The organism is Actinoplanes philippinensis (genome assembly GCF_900113015.1).
Lineage (GTDB): Bacteria > Actinomycetota > Actinomycetes > Mycobacteriales > Micromonosporaceae > Actinoplanes > Actinoplanes philippinensis.
The window spans coordinates 196,411-216,452 of sequence record NZ_FONV01000005.1; the positions used below are offsets into that span (position 1 = coordinate 196,411).

A 20,042-nucleotide genomic window follows, 5' to 3' on the forward strand; every position below is an offset into this window, starting at 1 on the left:
CCGCCTCCGGCGGCTACCGCCGGCATCCCCGCCGCCCCTCGCGCGGTGCCGTCGCCACCTCGCGCCGGCACTGCCGCCGCCCCTCCCGTGGCGCGTTTTCCGTCGCCTAGTGCCGCGGTCGACGCTCTCAATTCGCGGCTCATCCGGAAATCGGCTCGAATCCGTTCTCCGCGGCCGGACCGAGGTCGTGGATCTCGCCCGCGCCGCTGACCGTGAGAACGTGATTCCGCCGTGTCCGTGCCGCGAATTCCGCCCACTGCCCGCTCCCCCATTCACCGGGATCCCGCGGATCGATGTCCGCACAGGCCGGCGAAACGACCAGCCGGATCACGTGCACCACGTTGTCGCGCACCTCGATCCGCCACCGGTCGTCCTCCTCGTCACCCTCCGCCGTGATCACCCCGTTGAGCACGTGATCGCAGGTGAAGTACTCGAACACCGCCGGCCGGAACCACGAGCCCGGCACCTCGCCGCGGATCTCCGCCCCCGGCGCCAGAAACGTCTCCACCAGATAGGCGAGCCAGATCTCCGCGTCGTAGAACTTCTCCACGCCGTTCCAGATCAACGCGTCACCAGCGGCCGTCGGCACCCATTTGCACCAATATCCGGGATGCTCCGGACCGGGTTCCCGTCCGCCGTACATCGCCCCGGGCGCCAACCCGTTTCCGCTGACCGCATAGGGGCCCGCATCACGTGATTCGTGCCGCGTCTCAGCGAATCGATCGAGGTATTCCACCTCATGTGGATTCAGCGGGGGAACAATGGCCACCTGCCCCGTGAACTCGGTGTTGTAGCCCACTACCGTCCTCCACTGCTGGTCTCAGGCCAGGCTGGTCAACTGCTCCCGTGGGAACCCGGCGTCGGTCAGAGCCCCGCAGTCGAGGCCGCGCAGCAGATAGCCGGCGAGCGCGCGGGCGGTGGCCGGCTCGTCGGCGATGCCGCTGTCCTGCCGGTCCAGGTATCGCCGCAGGCGTGTGACGGCGGCGTCCCGCCCGTCCCGGAAGAACTCGTAGGTCGCCGCATACCGGGTCGCCAGCTGTGCCGGATGCAGGTCCCAGCCCTGGTAGTAGCCACGCTCCAGGGACCGGCGCACCAGTCGCCGATGCAGCTGCCAGGCGGCGTGCACGTCGGCGGTGTCACCGACAGGGAGGACGTTGGTGGACCCGTCGGACAGGCGCACCCCGGTCTGGGCGGCGGCGGCCTGCATCACCGCCTTCGCGTAGTCGGCGGCCGGATGCTCCATCGACTGGTAGGCGGCGGCCACCCCGGCGGCGGCGCTGTAGTCGTAGGTGCCGTAGTGCAGCCCCGTGCACCGGCCGGCGGCCGTGGTGATCAGGCGCGCGACGGTCGCGGTCCCGTCGGCGGCGAGCACTGCCGACGGCAGCTCGACCTGGATCTCGAAGGTGAGAACGCCGGCGCTCAGGCCGTACGACCGTTCGAGTTTCTCGCAGAGGGTGACCATCGCGGCGACCTGGTCGCCACCGCTGACCTTGGGCAGCGTGATGGTGAAATGGTCCTGGTAGTTGTCGAGGAAGAGGTCGAGGGTGCGCAGCGAGCGGCGGCGGGTCGCGGCCTCCAGGGATTTGATCCGCAGGCCGAGGAACGGTGGCCGCGGGCCGTCGGCGAGGATCGTGGCGGCTTTGCGGACGGCCGCGTCCTCCTGGTCGTCGTCGCGGACGCCGTAGCCGTCCTCGAAGTCGACGCGCAGGTCCTCGATCGGCTCGGCGGCGAGTTTGGCGCGGACCGCCGGGTCGGGCCAGGGGAAGTCGTGGCGGTCCATCGTGTCGAGGGCGATGCCGCCCCAGTCGCGGAAGCCGTCGAGGCGGTCGGCCGGGACGTAGACGGTGTGGACCGGCTGCCGGCCTGGACGTTCACCCGGGTAGCGGGCCTGCAGGAACGCGTCGTGCGCGGCGAGCCCGGCGTCGATCTCGTCGTAGTCGTCCTCGTTCAGGCGCAACGTCGGCCCTTCCTCGCTAGGGTCGGTGCGGCCGGGCCGGACCCGGCCGCACCGTGGCTCAGTCGATGGAGTCGTAGGCGGCCGTGGTCAGGAAGTCGGCGAAGTCGTCGGCCAGGGCGACCCGCTCGAACAGCTTGCGCGCGTCGTCGTAGCGGCCCGCTGTCCAGGCCTCGTCGCCGATGGTCTCGCGGATCTTCGCGAGCTCCTCGTCCTCGATCCGCCCGACCAGTTCGGCGGTGATCGGGGTGCCGTCCTCGAGCTTCACGCCGTTGTGGATCCACTGCCAGACCTGGGACCGGGAGATCTCCGCGGTGGCGGCGTCCTCCATCAGGTTGTGGATCGCCACTGCGCCGTTGCCGCGCAGCCACGCCTCCAGATACTGCAGGGCCACGTTGACGTTGTTGTGCAGCCCGGCCCGGGTGACCGCGCCGCCGGTCCCGGCCACGTGCAGCAGGTCACCGGCGTCGACCGCGACGTCCGGCCGCTTCTTGTCCACCTGGTTCGGTTTGTCGCCGAGCACTCGATCGAAGATCTCCCGGCAGACCGGCACCAGGTCGGGGTGGGCCACCCAGGAGCCGTCGAACCCGTCGCCGGCCTCGCGCTCCTTGTCCTCGCGGACCTTGGTCAGGGCCACCTCGTTGACCGCCGGGTCACGACGGCTGGGGATGAACGCGGCCATGCCGCCCATCGCGAACGCCCCACGCCTGTGGCAGGTGGAGACGAGCAGCTCCGAGTAGGCCCGCATGAACGGCGCCGTCATGGTCACCGCGGCCCGGTCCGGAAGGATCATGGTGGGGTTGTCGCGGAAGTACTTGATGATGCTGAACAGGTAGTCCCAACGGCCGGCGTTGAGACCGGAGATGTGCGGGCGCAGGGCATACAGGATCTCCTCCATCTCGAACGCGGCCGGGATGGTCTCGATCAGGACGGTGGCCCGGATGGTGCCGACCGGGACACCCGTCTTCTCCTGGGCGTAGGTGAAGACGTCGTTCCACAGCTCGGCTTCCTTGTGGGACTCCATCTTCGGCAGGTAGAAGTAGGGACCGCTGCCCCTGCTGATCAGCTCGGCAGCGTTGTGGAAGAAGTAGAGGCCGAAGTCGACCAGCGCGCCGACGGCCGGCTCGCCGTCCACCGGCAGGTGCCGCTCGTCGAGGTGCCAGCCACGCGGCCGCATCACGATCGTCGGGTACGGCCCGCCGTTCAGCTCGTACGTCTTCTTCTCGGTCGTCAGCGTGATCGTGCGGCGGATCGCGTCATACAGGTTCTGCTGGCCGTCGACCACGTTCGACCAGTGCGGGGTGTTCGCGTCCTCGAGGTCGGCCAGCCACACCTTCGCGCCCGAGTTCAGCGCGTTGATCGTCATCTTCCGCTCGGTGGGGCCGGTGATCTCGACCCGCCGGTCCCGCAGGTCGGCGGGGGCGGGCGGCGCGGACCACTCGGCGGCGCGGATGTCCGCCGTCTCGGCCAGGAAGCCGAGCGTGGCTCCGGCCGCGATCTCCGCGCGACGCGTGGCACGCGCCTGGAGGAGCTCGTTACGGCGAGGCCGGAATCGCCGGTTCAGGTCGGCGACGAACGCCACGGCCTCGTCGGACAGGATCTCGGTCATCGTTGACGATTCCTCTCAGTGTGGTTACTCCCCCGTACCGTAATCGAGCATTATTCATGGTCCTTCCCCGTGACGGTCAGGAGGTCGCCATCAGCCTGCGGTGCGCTCGCCGGGCCCGGGCGGTCAGCGTGTCGGCGTCGGCGTTGACCAGCTCGCCCCGCTCGACGATCGGGCGGCCACCGACCAAGGCCAGCTCCACCCGGGCCGGTGGGCCGAAGACCAGCGCCGCGACCTTGTCGTCGATGCCCTCGTGCCCCAGGCCGTCCAGCCGCCACATCACCAGGTCGGCCAGTTTGCCCGGCTCCAGCGAGCCGATGTCGTCCTGCCGGCCCAGACAGCGGGCCCCGCCGATGGTGCCCAGCCGCAACGCCTCACGCGCGCCAAACGACCGGGGACCCTGCCGCTGCCGGGCCGTGTAGAGCGCCTGCCGCAGCTCGGCGCCCAGATGTGACACCTCCTGCGAGGCCGCGCCGTCCACCCCGAGGCCCACCGGCACACCGTGGTCCAGCAGCTCACGCACCCGGGCCGCTCCGGTGCCGAGCCGGGCGTTCGAACTCGGGCAGTGCGCCACCCCGGTGCCGGTGCTCCCCAGCTTGGCGATCGCCGAGTCGTCCAGGTGCACCCCGTGGGCCAGCCAGACGTCGTCGCCGAGCCAGCCGACGCGCTCCGCGTACTCCACCGGGGTGCAGCCGAACTGTTTGAGGCAGAACTCCTCCTCGTCGTCGGTCTCGGCGAGATGGGTGTGCAGGCGGACCCCCTTGCGCCGGGCCAGCACCGCCGCCTCCTCCATGAGGCGGGTGGTGACCGAGAACGGCGAGCAGGGCGCCACCGCGATCTGCAGCATCGACTCCGGCGACGGATCGTGCCAGCGGTCGATCGCCGCCTCGGTGGCCGCGAGCGCCTCGTCGGTGTCCTCGACCACGTGGTCCGGTGGCAGGCCGCCGTCCTTGCGGCTCAGGTCCATCGAGCCGCGGGTCGGGTGGAACCGCAGACCGATCGACCGGGCCGCCTCGATCTCGGCGGCCAGCACGTCACCGCCGTCACGGGGGAACACGTAGTGGTGGTCCATGCTCGTGGTGCAGCCGGACAGCGCCAGCCAGCCCAGCCCCGCGCCGGCCGCGGCGCCCACGATCTCGGCGTCCAGCCGGCCCCAGATCGGGTAGAGCGTGGTGAGCCAGCCGAACAACGTCTCGTCCAGCGCCAGGCCACGCGTCGCCCACTGGTAGAGGTGATGGTGGGTGTTGACCAGGCCGGGGGTGATCAGGCAGCCGGTGCCGTCGCGCCGCTCCCCGGGCAGGCCGGACTCGCCCGGCCCCACCGCGACGATGCGCCCGTCGTCGCCGATCACCACATGACCGGTCGGGAACTCGGTGCCGGCCTCGTCGACCGTCGCGATCGCCGCGTTCTCGATGATGATCACAGCCACCACTCCGCGGTCGCGGCGGGAGCGTCGTCCCGGATCACACTGCCCTCGATCAACCCGTACGGCCGGTCACCGGCGATGAACACCTCGCCCGGGTTCTCCAGCCCGAACGGGGACAGGTCGGCCAGGTAGTGATGCTTGTTCGGCAGGGCGAGCCGCACCTCGGCGATCTCCGGGCGCTCTTCCAGCACCCGGGCGCCCATCGCGTAGAGGGTCTGCTGCAACGAGTAGCTGTACGTCCCGGCGAACGCCGTCACCAGCGCGTCCAGGGCGCCCTCGTGCGACGCCGCCCAGTCGGTGTCGTCGCCGGCGTGGCGCCAGCGGGCGTCCACGGCCGTCGCCAGGATCCGGTCGGTCGTCGGTTTCAAGGTCGTGTAGCCGTCCTCGACGAAACCGTGGAACTCCGAATCCGCCGAATTCAGCAGCACCAGCCCGGACACCCCGGAGACCACCTGCGCCGACTCGCTCGTCACGGTGACCACCGTGGTACGCACGTGATCGCCCCGCCGGCGGAACGAGTGCGGGCCCAGCCTGTCCCACCCGAACGACTCGATCGACACCCTCGCGGCGTGGACCTGTGGCTGGGTGGCCACGAAGTGCCTGGCCAGGAGCAGGGCGAACACCTCGGGCTCGCCGGCGCCGTGCTCCTTGGCGAACGCGTACACCGTGTTCTTCATCGTGTCGGTCGGCAGGACACCGGAGTTGTCGCCGGTCAGGTGCGTCGCGGTCAGGTCGCCGGAGAGCGCGATGCTGACGTTGAAATCCACCAGGCCGTGCGTATCGCCGTCCCGGTGCACCCGCACCAGACGGGTCTCCGCCTTGCCGTAACGGTTCGGTCCGAGCACGATCCCCAACGGTCGTCAGCTCCCTCGGTAGGTGGTGTAGCCGTACCGGCTCAGCAGCAGCGGCACGTGATAGTGGCGATTCGGGTCGTGGACGTGGAAGGCGACGGTGATCTCCGGGAAGAAGCAGTCGCCGCCCAGGTAGGGCTCGACGTAGAAGAACAGTCGATAGCCGCCGGCCTGCCACTCGTGCAGCGCCACCTCGTAGCGCAGGCGGCCGTCGCCGTCGGTACGCCCCTCGGCGATGGTGCTCCAGCCGTCCGAGTCGCGGCGTTCCAGCCGCACGTAGACGTCCCTCGCCGGGTCGCCGGTCACCGTGTCCAGGATGTGCGTCGAGATCCGGGCGTGAAAGGCCGCGGCCACACCGTCAGAGGGCATCGAGCACCCGCTCCAGCCGGAGCCGCGCGATCTTGCCCAGCTCGTCCGTCACGATCGCCTGCTCGGCGGCCTCGTCGTTACCGAGACGCTCGCGGGCCGCGGCCAGGATCTCGGCCTGCGAACGGCCACTCGCGAAGATCAGGAAGACGTGCCCGAACCGGTCCTCGTACGCCCTGTTCGCCGCGACCAGCTCGGCCTTGGTCGTGTCGTCGGCGGTCTGCGCGGCCGCCGACTGCTCGGCCCGCGACCAGGCGGCCTCCTGGGAGTCACCGGCGGCCCGCTCACCGATCCGGGGGTGGGCGGACAGCCCCTGCAGCACCTCGGGCCAGGTCAGCTCACGGCTCGCGGTGCCGGCCGCGGCGAGAACGCCGGCCCGGTCAGCGAACGGTCTACCGGCGGCGACGGCCGCACCCCAGGCGGGCGCCGCACAGCAGGCGAGCAGCTCGGCCTCCAGACGCTCCGCGGGCAGAGCGTTGAAGGAATCCACCGCACCCATCGGTCACCCCCTCGTCGATGTCGATCAGTCAAGCAGGCACGAACCGCGCCTCGCACGAACGGACGGAAGAATTAACAAGCGCCACCCTGCCACGAATCCGGGCCGGAAATCTCGCCGTCGCTCCAGGGCTGTGGACAACGCGCCGAGCAGCGCAGACCGGCGTTCTGCCGCCCGTCCTGTGGACAACCGCCCCGAACGCACCGCGACCTCGCCGTTATCGACCGGTGATCGCGCCGTTTCCTCGTCCACAGAAGCACGGAGACCGATCGGGGATGGCGCCAGTGTGGACAACCGCGTGGGCCGCCGCCGGGATGGGCCAGACTGGGCGCGTGCTCATCCCCGTAGGTTCCCTGCCCGACCTCCCGGTCCGTCCCGTGCTGCCCGAGGTGACCGCCACCCTGGCCGGCGCCGGGGCAGCCGTCCTGGTCGCGCCGCCCGGCACCGGCAAGACCACGCTGGTCCCGCTCGCGCTGGCCGGGCCCGGCAGCCGGGTGATCGTGGCCGAGCCGCGCCGGGTCGCCGCCCGGGCCGCCGCGCGCCGGATGGCCACGCTGCTCGGCGAGCGCACCGGGCAGCGGGTCGGCTACGCGGTCCGCGGCGAGCGGCAGGTCTCCCGCGACACCGTCGTCGAGGTGGTGACCACCGGTCTGCTGGTCCGCCGGCTGCAGGCCGACCCCGAGCTGGCCGGTGTCACCACGGTGATCCTCGACGAGTGCCACGAGCGGCACCTCGACTCCGACCTGGCTCTCGCCTTCCTCGTCGAGGTGCGGGCCGCGCTCCGCTCCGACCTGCGGGTCCTCGCCACCTCGGCGACCGCTGACGCCGACCGGCTCGCGGCGGTCCTCGGTGAGGCCGGCCGTCCGGCGCCGATCGTCACCGCTCACGCCCGCCACCACCCGGTCGAGGTGATCTGGGCGCCGCCGGCCGGTCCGGTCACCCCGCCGCACGGGCTGCGTGTCGATCCGCGCCTGCTCGACCATGTGGCCGCCACGACCCGCCGGGCTCTCGCCGAGGGCGACGGCGACGTCCTGGTGTTCCTTCCCGGGGCGGGCGAGATCGCCACGATAGCCGCCCGCCTCGCCGGGCTCGACGCCGACGTGGTGTCCCTGCACGGGCGGCAGACCGGCGCGGCGCAGGATGCGGCGCTGCGCGCCGGGCCCCGTCGCCGGGTCGTGCTGGCCACCGCGGTCGCCGAGAGCAGCCTGACGGTTCCGGGGGTCCGCGCCGTGGTCGACGCCGGGCTCAGCCGGGTCCCGCGGATGGATCACTCCCGGGGCCTGGGCGCCCTGGCCACGGTGGCGGTGTCCCGCTCGTCGGCCGAGCAGCGGGCCGGGCGGGCCGGCCGTGAGGCGCCCGGCCGGGTCTACCGCTGCTGGCCGGCGGCCCTGCACGACCGGCTGCCCGCACAGCCCGAGCCGGAGATCGGCGCCGCAGACCTGACCGGATTCGCCCTGGATCTGGCCTTGTGGGGGCATCCCGACGGTGATGGCCTGGCGCTGCCCGATCCGCCGCCGCCCGGCGCGCTGCGGGCCGCCGTCGCCACTCTGCACGACCTGGGCGCCGTCGACGCCGACGGCCGGGTCACCGCCCGTGGCCGTGCCCTGGCCGGCGCGGGCCTGCATCCCCGGCTGGCCCGCGCCCTCCTCGACGGCGCCGCCGTCCTGGGAGCGGACCGTGCCGCCGAGATCGTCGCCGTCCTCGACGACGACCGCACCACCACCGGCGACGTGGTCACCGTCTGGCGGGCGGCTCGCAACGATCCGTCCTGGCGGGCTGAGGTCCGCCGCCTGACGCGTGCCCTGGACCGATCCGCCCCACCATCGCCGGCCGATGCCCCACCGAGCCGGCCGGAGAAGACAGCCCAGCCGGCGACACCGGTGGGCCCGGGGGGAACAGCACGGTCCGGCCGGGCTGCCCGGCCGGTGGGAGCGGCGCGTCTCAGCGACGACGTGGCGGCCGGTCTGGTCACCGGGCTGGCGTATCCGGAGCGGGTCGCGCGGGTGCGCGAACCCGGTGGCCGGGCCTACCTGATGGCCGGGGGCACCGCAGCCGAGCTGCCCGTCGGCAGCCCGCTGAGCGGAACGCCGTGGCTCGCCGTGGCGGGCGCGGACCGGTCCGCCGGGGCCCGGGTGGCCCGGATCCGCAGTGCCGCTCCCCTGGACGAGGAGACCGCCCTGTCGGTCGCCGCACCGATGTCGACCGAGGAGACCGAGATCGGATGGATCGACGGTGACGTGGTGGCCCGGCGGGTCCGTCGGCTCGGGACCATCACGCTGGCCTCCGTCCGCCTCACCGATCCCGACGCCGCGCTGCTCAGGGCGGCACTGGTGGCCGGCCTGCGACAGGAGGGCCTCGGCCTGCTGACCTGGAGTCGCAACGCCGGGGATCTGCGCCGGCGGCTCTTGTTCGCCCATGCGGCGCTCGGTGATCCGTGGCCGGACGTCTCCGACGAGGCGTTGCTGGCGAGCCCGGAGGACTGGCTCGATCTCGGCTCGGCGCGGCGGCGGTCCGATCTGGCGAAGCTCGACGTGGCCGGCGGGCTGCGACGGCTGGTGCCCTGGCAGGTGGCCGGCCGGCTGGACGACGTGGCGCCGGAGCGGCTGCCGGTGCCGAGCGGGTCGCAGGTGCGGGTCGACTACAGCGATCCGGCGGCGCCGGTGCTGGCGGTGAAGGTGCAGGAGGCGTTCGGCTGGAAGGAGGCGCCACGCCTGGCCGACGGCCGGGTTCCGGTGCTGCTGCATCTGCTGTCCCCAGCGGGGCGGCCGGTCGCCGTCACCCGTGATCTCGGCTCGTTCTGGGTTCAGGGCTACCCCCAGGTGCGGGCCGAGATGCGCGGCCGCTACCCGCGTCACCCCTGGCCGGAGGACCCGACCACCGCCGAGCCGACCCGCCGGGCCAATCCCCGGTCACGCTGACCGGGCGGCCGACCGAGGCGAACGATGTGGCCGTCCGCGGCGGCGCGGCGCCGCTGACGACCACGCCGCACGGTGGTCAGGAGGAGGAGTCCAGGCGGGTGAGCGGAGCCGGAGCGCCGTACAGGTAGCCCTGGCCCTGCGGGCACCCCAGGGCGGCCATCGCGCCCGCACGGTCCTCGGTCTCCAGGCCCTCGGCGACCACGGTTATGCCCAGTTCGGCGCAGATGGCCAGCACCGAGCGGCACAGGGCGCCGGCCCGGTCCGGGGAGGTGTCGACGTCGGTCAGGGTGGAGTCGAGTTTGACGATGTCGACCGGGATGGCGTGCAGCTGGGCGAGGGCGTTGTAGCCGCTGCCGAAGTCGTCGAGGGCTACCCGTACGCCCAGGGCCCGCAACCGTTCGACCAGGCCGGCGGCGCACGGCAGGTCGGGGATCCGCAGCGTCTCGGTGATCTCGATGATCAGCCGGGCCGGGTCGAGGCGGTGGCGGGCCAGCGCGGCACGGACGGCGTCCTCCAGGCCGGGGCCGGCGAGACGGCCGGCCGAGACGTTGACGTGCACGTCGATGGGGCGGCCGTAGATCTCGGCGAGGCGTGCGGTGTCGGCGCACGCCCGGTCCAGGACGAAGTCGTCGATGGCGGCGACCAGGCCGGTTCGTTCGGCCATCGTGACGAAGACGTCGGGGTGCACCGGGCCGGCCACCGGGTCGGTCCAGCGGGCCAGGGCCTCCACGGCCACTGTCGCGCCGTCGCTGAGCCGGACGATCGGCTGGTAGTGCACGTCGAAGCCGGCGGCCGCGGGACTTCCACCGGCCAGCGCTCCGGCCAGGAGCTTCGGCAGGTCGGCGTGCGGGCTGGAGTCCTTGGGGCCGGTGTAGCGGATCAGTTCGCCCTTGCCTCGGCGTTTCACCGCGTACATGGCGGCGTCGGCGCGGCGCAACAGCAGGTCGGCGGTCAGGTCGTCACCGGGCTCGGCGGTGACCAGGCCGATGCTGACGCCCACGCCGACCGAGCGGCCGTCGATGATGTACGGCTCGCGGAGCGTCGCCAGCACCCGCTGCCCGATGGCTTCGGCTTCGGCCTCCCAGGCGGCGTCGAACGCGGGCGAGCCGGGAAACGGCGACGACGCCTCAGGAGGGGCGGCAGCGAAGGCCGGGGAGGCGGACGAGGACCCGACAGGCGCGGAACCACCAGCAGTCGAGGCCCCCGAAGGCGCAGAAGCACCAGCAGTCGAGGCCCCCGAAGGCGCGGAAACACCAGCAGTCGAGACCCCCGAAGGCGCGGGAGCACCAGCAGGCGAGGACCCCGGAGCCAGGGAAGGCGGACTGGACGGGGTGACGGCTGCGGGAACGGTGGAGGTGTCCCAGGACGGGGACACTGTCGCTCCGCCGGCGAAGGCGGCCTCGGAGACCCGTACCCCCGCGGCCGAGAGGACATAACGCCGCTGCCGCAGCATGCCGTCCGCCCGTCGCCGCCACGGGGAACGGCGGCGGGGCGCGGGGACCGCGACGCCGCCCTGGTCGAGGACGATGGCGAACTCGTCGCCGCCGAGACGGGCGACGAGGTCACCGGCCCGGACGCCGGCGCGCATCCGTTCGCCGATGGCCTGCAGGACGCGGTCGCCGATGGCGTGGCCGAACGTGTCGTTGATGAGCTTGAAGTCGTCGAGGTCGGCGAAGAGGACGGCGACGGGGGTGCCGCGCTTCTGGTGGGCGTCGATGGCGAGGACGAGCCGTTCCCGGAAGAGGGCGCGGTTGGCGAGGCCGGTGAGCGGGTCGTGGTAGGCCTGGTGGTGGAGCCGGCGCTGGACGGTGGCGACCCGGTCGAAGAGGACCGTGTTGTCGACGATGGTGATCATCTGGCGGGTGACGACGAGGGCGAGACCGAGCCAGCCGAGGGACGCCTCGAATGGGCTGAGGGAGCCTTCGGCGACGGTACGCACGACGAGCACCACCCCGGTGACGACGACCGGCCCGTACGGCAGGAGGAGCCGGAACCAGTCACGCTCCAGTACCTCGGCGTCGGGCTGGGGCGGTGGCACCCGGTTGGGGCTGAGCGCCGCCATGGCGATGAACGCCGGCCCGAGCAGGTGCCCGAGCCCTTCCAGCCACGTCGGGCCGTCGCCGAGGAGCCGGACCGTGTCGGCGACGCCGAAGGCGAGCAGCGCCGATCCGACGAGCCGCAGCGGCCGCCGCCCGGCCGGGGAGTCGGGCCGGGTGGTGAGCAGCAGCACCACCATGGTGAACAGCACGACGTCCGCGATCAGGTAGACCAGGTGGACGACGTCGAGGCCGCGCAGGGCGGGTGTCCCGGGCAGCACCGACCAGAAGAGGGCGAGCACCGATCCGGTGATGAGCAGGCTGTCGATGACGAGGGCGATCTGGTCGCGCAACGTCGACGTGGGCACCGGCCGGGGCCGGGTGTGCACGGCGCCGAGCAGCCCGACGAGCATGCAGACCGGCAGCACGAACAGCCCGGCCCAGGTGAGCGCGTGCGGCGGCCCGTCGACGCCGGCCAGCTGCTGCACGACCGACCAGAGGCGGTTGAGCGACCAGACGACGAGCCCGCCCGCGGCGAGCAGCCGCCAGCGGCGCGGGATGCCGGCGCGGTCGCGGCCGACGGTCAGGCAGACGGCGGCCGCGAGGAGTCCGGCGACCAGCTGCGCCGTGTCGGTGTAGAGGCGGGGCGTGCCGAGGACGAGTTCGCCGAAGGCGACCACACCCAGGGTGAGCGCCAGCGTGCCGAGCAGTCGCGCCGTCGTGATCACCACCAGAGTCCGGGCCGCGAGGCATGGCGGCCGGAGTAAAATACCCGCTCAGTCCCCCGCGGTCACGTCGGCGACGATCACCGTGATGTTGTCGGGGCCGCCGCCGCGCAGGGCGAGATCGATGAGTCTCTCCGCGCAGGACTTCGGGTCGGCGATGGTGCGCAGCTCCTCCTCGAGCACCGGGTCCGGCACGACACCGGTGAGGCCGTCGCTGCAGAGCAGCCACCGGTCGCCGCGCTGCGGCTCGACGATGACGTAGGCGGGGGTGACCGGCTCGCCCTGGAGCACCCGGGTGACGACGGCCCGCCGCGGGTGGGCGGCCGCCTCCTCGGGCTTGATCAGGCCCTGGTCGACGAGCATCTGGACGTACGTGTCGTCCTTGGTGAGCTGGTTGAGCCGCCCGTCGCGCAACAGGTACGCACGGGAGTCGCCGACGTGGGCCATCGCCGCCCGCTCGCCGTTGAAGAGCACCGCCGTCAGCGTGGTGCCCATGCCGGCCAGCGTGGGGTCGAGGGCCACCTGCTCGGCGATCCGCCCGTTGGCGACTTCGAGCGCCCGGTGCAGGGCGTCCATCTGGTGGTCGGTGGCGATCGGCGTGTCGAGCGAGACCATGGCTTCGATGGCGATCCGGCTGGCCAGATCGCCGGCGGCCATGCCGCCCATGCCGTCGGCGACGACGAGAAGCGAGTCACCGGCGAAGTGACAGTCCTCGTTGTTGCTCCGGACGTGTCCTTGGTCGGTGACGGCCGCCCACCGGAGGTGCAAGGTCATGGCGTGCAGCCTGCCAGGTCGGCGCCAACCTGTCTGCACGTGGTGGGCGGCATGTCGCACATGTCGTTGCTGAAATTACACTCATCCACCGCCTGCACCCCGATTCAGGGGCCGACCGAGGCACCGTGGATCGATTTCGGTCACGGGCCGTGTCGGCGCGATCCATTCCAGTGCCGGGGCCTCGATCGGCCAGCCGCGGACGGTGATGCCGCTGGCCGGATCGTCGGAGGCCTGGGGGCACAGTGTCTTCGACCGTACCTCGCCGTTGGGGATGAAGGTTACCTGGCCGGTGGCCTCCAGCATCGTGGTGGAGGTGTCGTCGACGGCGATCAGCTGCCCACGGACGACCCGCATCGGCTCGCCCTCGGTCTCCACCTCGATGGCGCTGTCCGGCAGGACCGGGGCCCGCAGGAAGACGACGCCGACCATGAAGGGCATGGCGAAGGCGACGGCCACGGCGGGCCAGTGGGTGGCGATCCGGGCCCAGCGTTCCGGGACCGGCCCGGTCAGGACCGGACCGAAGAGCGGAGGACCGAGGAGGAGTACGGCCGTCGCGTACTCACCGGACCGGAGCGAGGCGACCACTCCCGGCCAAACGAAGATCCACACGATGATCGCGACGAGGACCGGCACGCCCAGCGTGAGCCACCGCATCAGCCACGGCTCGCCGTGCTCCCCCTGCACCGCGGTCAGCCCGAGGATCGCCACCACCAGCATCATCAGCAGCGGGAGCATGCGCAGCTGCCAGGTGAAGGCGGCGATGCCGACGGCGATCACGACCACCCAGCCGGGCATCCGGAACGCGGCCACGGCAAGGAACGACGTCGCGGTCTGGCCCGGTGAGCTGACCAGCGAGATGCCGCCGAGCACCCGGACCAGCAGGATGGCCGCGGGCACCGTCCAGCTGAGCGTGACGAAGAGGGCGCCGAGCATGCCGAGCGGGTTGATGTACTGGACGAGCAGCAGCATCGTGGGCAGGTCCTGCCGGCTCAGATACCACAGCCGCAGCACGAGCAGCAGCAGCGGGAAGCCGGGCAGCACGGCGAGCAGCCAGTTCAGCTCGGCGCGGTAGCCGGGCCGGGGCACCGCGCGTCTCTTGACGACCCGGCCGCTCCTGATCTCGGTACTCATCCCAGCGGATCCTCCCACGGCATCCAGCCGATCTCCGGCCGCTCGGCCCGGGGCTGTTCGCCGACCGCGATGGCGGTTTTGTTGATCGGGTCGATCTCCGCCTGAAGGTTCTGCTCGAAAGCCTTCTCCCAGCGGCTGTCCTTCGGATCCGCCCATGACCGGTACAGGGTGAGGTTGACCAGTTTCTCGAGCGCCGGGTTCTCACCCACGTTGACGCCCCACCGTTCGTTGGACTCCAGCCCCAGATCCCAGTGCTCGTACTTCGCCGGGAACTCGTGTTTCCAGCCGGCCAGGATGGCGGCGTCGGTGCTGATCGCGTCGACGGTGCCGGCGTCGAGCTCGGTGAAGCACTCCCGAACCCGGTTCTTCCGGGTGACGATCGCCTCGGCCTCGTCCAGCGCGGTGGCACTGGTCGATGTGGAGAGGGTGCAGACCTTCTGCTTCTTGAGATCGTTGAGGGCGACCACCGGCGCATGGCCCTTGAGCGTGATCACCGACTGCTCGGTGTAGAGGTAGGGCTGGGAGAAGTGGACGCCTTCGGTCTTCCGCTTGTCGGTGATGCTGTAACTGGCGATCACCAGCTGGACCGGCACTCGTTTACGGTCGGCGTCGGTCGCCTGCATGCGGGCCCGGTCCTCGCTCTCCAAGCCGAAGAAGCGCACGTCCTCACGGCGGAAACCGAGGTCCTCGGCGATCATGTAGGCGATGTCGATGTCGAAGCCCTTCCAGATGCCGGCGTCGTCCCGGAAGGCCACCCCGTACTGGTCGTCCTTCACCCCGATGTCCAGCGTCGCCCACGTGTCGACACCGGCCGCGGCCCGCAGTTCGGCGAGCGTCTCCGGGCCACCGACCAGCAGCCGGCCCAGCGAGACCAGCAGGGTCAGGACGATCAACACCCCGAGCCCGGCCAGCCGCCACACCTTGAACTGGTTGTCACGCCGGGTGATCGCCGCATGCTCCGCCTCGGACCGGGCCTGCTCGATCGCCGCCTGCGTGGCGATGTCCCGGGAGGCGAGCTCCTCGACAGTCATCTCCTCGACCGCGACGGGCGGCGGCGGTTCCGGCGGGGCGGCGGCGGTCACGAACCGGCGCAGCGCCGCCAGCTGCTTCGGCGGCAGCTGTTGCAACGTCCGCAGCAGCCAACTGTCGTCCGGCGGGGGCGGAGTCTGCGGAGGTGGAGGCGGCGCGGGCCGCGCAGATTGCGGCGGCCGCGCTGACTGCGGTGGCTGCGGCGTCTGCGCAGGCCGGCGTGGCGCGGCGCCGTCGTTGTCGGTGTCAGCCATCGACCCGTCCCTTCGTCCCCAGACGAGTCATCGTGCCCGACATCATCAGGGAACGGGATCCCCGGTACCGAACGGGACACCCGGACGGCATCGCGCGAGCCGGGCGGCGGTCAGCCGCAGCCCGGCGCCGAGCCCGTGCCGCTCGATCGCGAGCAGCGCATACGCGCTGCAGGTGGGCCGGTAGCGGCACCGGGTGGGCAGCCTCGGGGAGATCACCCGATAGCCACGGATGGCGGTGGTCACCGCCCGCTGCGCGCTTGCGGAGACCCGGCCGCCAGGTCCGGAGCGTCCATGGGTACGGGTGAGAGCCGCCGACAACCGCACCATGGTGCTGAGCGAGAAACAGTCGCAGCCCGGGATGTCGCAGTCGCAGCCGGGGACGTCGCAGTCCGGCACACACCCGAAGTCGCAGTAGTCTCTCGACTTTTTCTTCTTCTTCCGCACTCCCACGGTCACATGATGGCGGAAGCACGCACCTCAGCGGACCGAGACGACCGCGGCGCTCTCCGGTGGCAGCACGAGCCGGTCCCGTTCGACGACGACGCCGGGCTCGGTGGCCAGCAGGACCGACCGTGGCAGGGCCCGCAGGCTGACCGTCTGCGGGACGGCGGCCAGGTTGGCGGCCACCACGCTGGGCCCGCGCCGGATGACCACGTGCTGGTCGCCGTGCCACACCTCGACCTGGTGCAGCCACGGGTCGGTGAGCCCGGGGGTGCTCCGGCGCAGCGCGATGAGCTTCCGGTACAGGTCGAGGATCTCGGCGTGACCGGGTTTGCCCAGCTCCGACCAGTCGAGCTTGGAGCGCTCGAAGGTGGCCGGGTCCTGCGGGTCGGGCACGTCCGCCTCGGCCCAGCCGTGACTGGCGAACTCCTTGCGGCGCCCGTTCTGCACGGCGGCGGCCAGGTCGGGCTCGGGGTGCGAGGTGAAGTACTGCCAGGGGCTGCTGGCCGCCCACTCCTCGCCCATGAAGAGCATCGGCGTGAACGGGGAGGTCAGCAGCAGGGTGGCGCCGACCTTGAGCAGGCCGGGCGACAGGGTGGCGGTGAGCCGGTCGCCGACCGCCCGGTTGCCGATCTGATCGTGGTTCTGCAGGAACGCGACGAACCGGTGGCCGGGCGTGCGCTGCCGGTCGACCGGGCGGCCGTGCCGGCGGCCGCGGAACGACGACCAGGTGCCGGCGTGGAAGAACGCGCCCTCCAGGACGGTGCGCAGACAGTCCAGCGACCCGAAGTCGCCGTAGTAGCCCTGGCGCTCCCCGGTGAGCAGGGTGTGCAGGGCGTGGTGGACGTCGTCGTCCCACTGGGCGTGCAGACCGTACCCCCCGGCCTCCCGCGGGGTGATCAGCTTGGCGTCGTTGAGGTCGGACTCGGCGATCAGCGACAGCGGCCGGCGCAGCTCGGTGGAGAGCGACTCCACCTCGACGGCCATCTGCTCGAGCAGGTGGACGGCGCCCTCGTCGTGCAGCGCGTGCACGGCGTCCAGCCGCAGACCGTCGACGTGGTAGTCGCGCAGCCACATCAGCACACTGTCGACGATGTAGCGGCGCACCTCGTCGGAGCCGGGCCCGTCCAGGTTGACCGAGCTGCCCCAGGCGTTGCTGCCGCTGCTGAGGTAGGGGGCGAACATCGGCGCATACGCCCCGGAGGGCCCGAAGTGGTTGTAGACCACGTCGAGCACCACGCCGAGGCCCTTGGCGTGTGCCGCGTCGACGAACCGTTTGAGGCCGTCGGGCCCGCCGTACCCCTCGTGCGGCGCGAACCAGCAGACCCCGTCGTAGCCCCAGTTGCAGGTGCCGTTGAACGCGTTGACCGGCAGCAGCTCGACCAGGTCGACACCGAGGTCGACGAGGTGGTCGAGCCGCTCGATCGCGGCGTCGAAGGTGCCCTCCGGGGTGAACGTGCCGATGTGCAGCTCGTAGAGGACCGAGCCGGGCAGTTGCCGTCCGGGCCAGCGCTGGTCGGTCCACGCGAAGGCCGCGTGGTCGTAGACCCGGCTCGGCCCGTGCACGCCCTGCGGCTGCCAGGCCGACCGCGGGTCGGGCAGCGGGTTGTCGGCGCCGGGCAGCACGAAGGCGTAGTCGGCGCCGGGCGGGGCCGCGGGCACGTCGAGATGCCACCAGCCGTCCTCGCCGGGCTCCATCGCGCGATCCTCGCCGGCGACGCGGAGTCGAACGGGCTTTTCCGGCGCCCACACCGAGAAGAGAGTCATTCTTTCACCAGAAGAGCGACGGGATAGGTGTGCAGCAGCTCGGCCACGGCCAGACGACTGCCACCGTAGCTGGTGTTCGTGAACACTTCCGTCCAACTGTGTCCGTCCAGTGACAGCGTGGTGTCCCCCCAGCCGCCGTGCCGTGACAATCCGACCGGGAGCCGAGTGGCGACCGCCACCACACCGCCGCGGTCGAAGGCGAGCACGTGCTCCGGGACACGGCCGTCGGCGAAGACCGGACGGTAGCCGGCGAACAGCTCGGGCCGCTGCCGGCGCAGGCGCAGCACCCGGCTGGTGACCAGCAGCTTGGCGGCGCCGGTCTCGTCGACCGGCGGCAGCCATCCGTCGTCGATCCGGCCGAGCAGCTCCCGGCGGGCGCCGAAGTCGACGGGGCGGCGGTTGTCCGGGTCGACGAGGGAGTGGTCCCACAGCTCGGTGCCCTGGTAGACGTCCGGGACGCCGGGCATGGTCAGCTGCACCAGCTTCTGACCTAGGGAGTTCGACCAGCCGGGCGGGGCGATCGAGGAGGCGAAGTCGGCGATCTCCCGATGCAGGGCGGGATCGTCGTAGATCCGGTCGACCATCTGCCGCAACGCCGTCTCGAAACGTTCGTCGGGGCTGAGCCAGTTCGTTCCGGTTCCGGCTTCCCGGGCCGCTTTCACGGCGTACGCCTGCAGTCGCTCTCTGGAGATCGGCCACGCGCCGACCGCGACCTGCCAGAGGAGATGGGCCAGGGCCGGATCCGGGAGCGGAGCGAACCGGACCCATCGGCGGACCACCTCGGTCCAGTCGCCCGGCACCTCGGAGAGGACCGCCAGCCTCGCGCGCACGTCCTCGCCGCGTTTGGTGTCGTGGGTGGCCAGCGCCGTCATGGTGTCCGGCCAGTCGGTGAGCCGCTGCTCGGCGTAGTGGTGGAACTCGTCGATGGTGACGCCGAACTTGCACGGGTCGTTGCCGACCTCGTTGCGGGCCACGAACCGGGTCCACCGGTAGAATGCGTTGTCCTCGACGCCCTTGGCCATCACCGCGCCGGTGAACTGCTGGAACCGGATCGCCAGCTCGTCGGCGGGGTTGCGCAGCCGGGCGGTCAGCTGGTCGAGCACGGTGATCATCTGCGGGCGGCGGCGGCCCGCCTCGGACCGGGCCGTCGCCAGGTCGCGGCTGCCGGCCGGGAGGTAGGAGCGGTACACCGGGAAACACGCGGCGAGTTCGGCGAGGGCCTTGGGGGCGGCCTCGATCTCCGGTACGAGCGCCGCGAGCCGGGCCAGCTCGGCGGCCAGCACGTTCGTGGCCACGTGCAGTTTGGCGTCGTGCACCAGGTCCTGCCAGGAGGTGGTGGCACCGGTCAGGTGGTGGTCGAGGGTGTCGAAGAACGCCTCCGTGCCCGGGTCCACGAAGACGCCGTTGACCTGGGCCATCGCGTCGTACCCGGTGGTGCCGGCGACCGGCCAGGCGGGCAGCCTCTCGCCCGGCTCCAGGATCTTCTCGACAACGATCCAGGCGTCCGGAGCGGCGTCGCGCAGCCGGTCGAAGTACTCGCCCGGGTCGCGCAGGCCGTCCGGATGGTCGACCCGGATGCCCTGGGCGAGGCCCTCGTTGTACCAGCGGAGGATCTCGGCGTGGGTGGCGGCGAAGACGTCCGGGTCCTCGACGCGCAGGCCGGCCAGGTCGGTGATGGCGAAGAACCGCCGGTAGTTGATCTCGGAGTCCCCGCGGGTCCAGTTGATCAGCTCGTAGTGCTGCCGGTCGTGGACCTCGCGGGGGGTCCCGTCGCCGGTGCCGTCGGCGATGGGGTAGCGCTTGTCGAAGTAGCGCAGCTCGCCGTCCTCGATCCGCAGGTCGTCCAGGGCGTCCGCGGTGTCGGCGAGAACCGGGAGGAGGATCCGGCCACGCGACCAGTCGACGTCGTAGAAGCCCGAGAACTCCGATTTCTGGCCGTTCTTCAGGACGTCCCACCACGTCGGGTTCTCGGCGGCCGCGGCCACCCCGGCATGGTTCGGGACGATGTCCACGACGAGACCCAGGTTCGCCTCGTCCAGGGCGCTTTTCAAGGCGGCCAGGCCGTCCGCCCCGCCCAGGGCCGGGCTGACCCGCGAATGATCCACCACGTCGTACCCGTGCTGCGATTCCGGCGCCGCGCTCAGCAGCGGCGCCGAGTAGAGGTGGCTCACCCCGAGATCGGCCAGGTAGTCGGCTATCTCGGCGGTGCTGCTCAGCGGGAACTCGGGGCGGACCTGCACGCGGTAGGTGCTGCTCGGGCGCATTGAA

Annotated in this window: 15 protein-coding genes; 1 reads left to right on the top strand and 14 read right to left on the bottom strand. The window is 71.8% G+C overall.

The window, feature by feature from the left end; translation table 11 throughout:
• Positions 1-139: 139 nt before the first annotated feature.
• From BM290_RS14370 to uraD, 7 genes are all read right to left on the bottom strand, one after another.
• Positions 140-799, bottom strand: a complete 660-nt coding sequence (locus tag BM290_RS14370; protein WP_177319711.1) for a hypothetical protein — start codon at positions 797-799, stop codon at positions 140-142.
• Between the two features lie 21 nt (positions 800-820).
• Positions 821-1,957, bottom strand: a complete 1,137-nt coding sequence (locus tag BM290_RS14375) for a DUF6986 family protein (RefSeq protein WP_093614089.1) — start codon at positions 1,955-1,957, stop codon at positions 821-823.
• Between the two features lie 58 nt (positions 1,958-2,015).
• Positions 2,016-3,563 (bottom strand): malate synthase A, encoded by a 1,548-nt coding sequence (aceB, locus tag BM290_RS14380; RefSeq protein WP_093614091.1) that lies wholly within the window; start codon positions 3,561-3,563, stop codon positions 2,016-2,018.
• Positions 3,564-3,639: 76 nt separating this feature from the next.
• Positions 3,640-4,983, bottom strand: a complete 1,344-nt coding sequence (locus BM290_RS14385) for an 8-oxoguanine deaminase (RefSeq protein ID WP_093614723.1) — start codon at positions 4,981-4,983, stop codon at positions 3,640-3,642.
• A complete protein-coding gene (gene pucL, locus BM290_RS14390; protein ID WP_239143534.1) occupies positions 4,980-5,831 on the bottom strand; it encodes a factor-independent urate hydroxylase in 852 nt (283 codons plus the stop codon). The genes BM290_RS14385 and pucL overlap by 4 nt, the downstream gene beginning before the upstream one ends.
• Positions 5,832-5,846: 15 nt before the next feature.
• Complete coding sequence (gene uraH, locus BM290_RS14395; protein WP_093614095.1) at positions 5,847-6,206, bottom strand: hydroxyisourate hydrolase; 360 nt, start codon at positions 6,204-6,206, stop codon at positions 5,847-5,849.
• The gene (uraD, locus tag BM290_RS14400; RefSeq protein ID WP_177319712.1) at positions 6,196-6,702 is read right to left on the bottom strand and encodes a 2-oxo-4-hydroxy-4-carboxy-5-ureidoimidazoline decarboxylase; all 507 of its coding nucleotides are present in this window, start codon (positions 6,700-6,702) and stop codon (positions 6,196-6,198) included. The genes uraH and uraD overlap by 11 nt, the downstream gene beginning before the upstream one ends.
• Before the next feature lie 335 nt (positions 6,703-7,037).
• Between uraD and BM290_RS14405 the strand changes: the two genes are divergently transcribed.
• Entirely contained in the window at positions 7,038-9,617 is a 2,580-nt protein-coding gene (locus BM290_RS14405; protein WP_373871050.1) for an ATP-dependent RNA helicase, read from the top strand.
• 76 nt (positions 9,618-9,693) lie between these two features.
• Here BM290_RS14405 and BM290_RS14410 read toward each other — a convergent pair whose 3' ends face one another.
• The 7 genes from BM290_RS14410 to treY form a co-directional block, all read right to left on the bottom strand.
• Complete coding sequence (locus tag BM290_RS14410) at positions 9,694-12,384, bottom strand: EAL domain-containing protein (protein WP_239143535.1); 2,691 nt, start codon at positions 12,382-12,384, stop codon at positions 9,694-9,696.
• 45 nt (positions 12,385-12,429) lie between these two features.
• Positions 12,430-13,152, bottom strand: a complete 723-nt coding sequence (locus BM290_RS14415) for a PP2C family protein-serine/threonine phosphatase (protein ID WP_093614099.1) — start codon at positions 13,150-13,152, stop codon at positions 12,430-12,432.
• 81 nt (positions 13,153-13,233) lie between these two features.
• The gene (locus BM290_RS14420) at positions 13,234-14,283 is read right to left on the bottom strand and encodes a hypothetical protein (protein WP_093614100.1); all 1,050 of its coding nucleotides are present in this window, start codon (positions 14,281-14,283) and stop codon (positions 13,234-13,236) included.
• Positions 14,280-15,566, bottom strand: coding sequence for a transporter substrate-binding domain-containing protein (locus BM290_RS14425; protein ID WP_239143536.1), 1,287 nt, complete (start codon positions 15,564-15,566; stop codon positions 14,280-14,282). The genes BM290_RS14420 and BM290_RS14425 overlap by 4 nt, the downstream gene beginning before the upstream one ends.
• A 45-nt stretch (positions 15,567-15,611) precedes the next feature.
• Complete coding sequence (yidD, locus tag BM290_RS14430; protein WP_373871051.1) at positions 15,612-15,809, bottom strand: membrane protein insertion efficiency factor YidD; 198 nt, start codon at positions 15,807-15,809, stop codon at positions 15,612-15,614.
• A gap of 234 nt (positions 15,810-16,043) precedes the next feature.
• On the bottom strand, positions 16,044-17,774 hold the full coding sequence (gene treZ, locus BM290_RS14435; protein WP_093614104.1) for a malto-oligosyltrehalose trehalohydrolase: 1,731 nt from the start codon (positions 17,772-17,774) through the stop codon (positions 16,044-16,046).
• Positions 17,771-20,038, bottom strand: a complete 2,268-nt coding sequence (gene treY / locus BM290_RS14440) for a malto-oligosyltrehalose synthase (protein ID WP_093614106.1) — start codon at positions 20,036-20,038, stop codon at positions 17,771-17,773. The genes treZ and treY overlap by 4 nt, the downstream gene beginning before the upstream one ends.
• Positions 20,039-20,042: the final 4 nt, after the last annotated feature.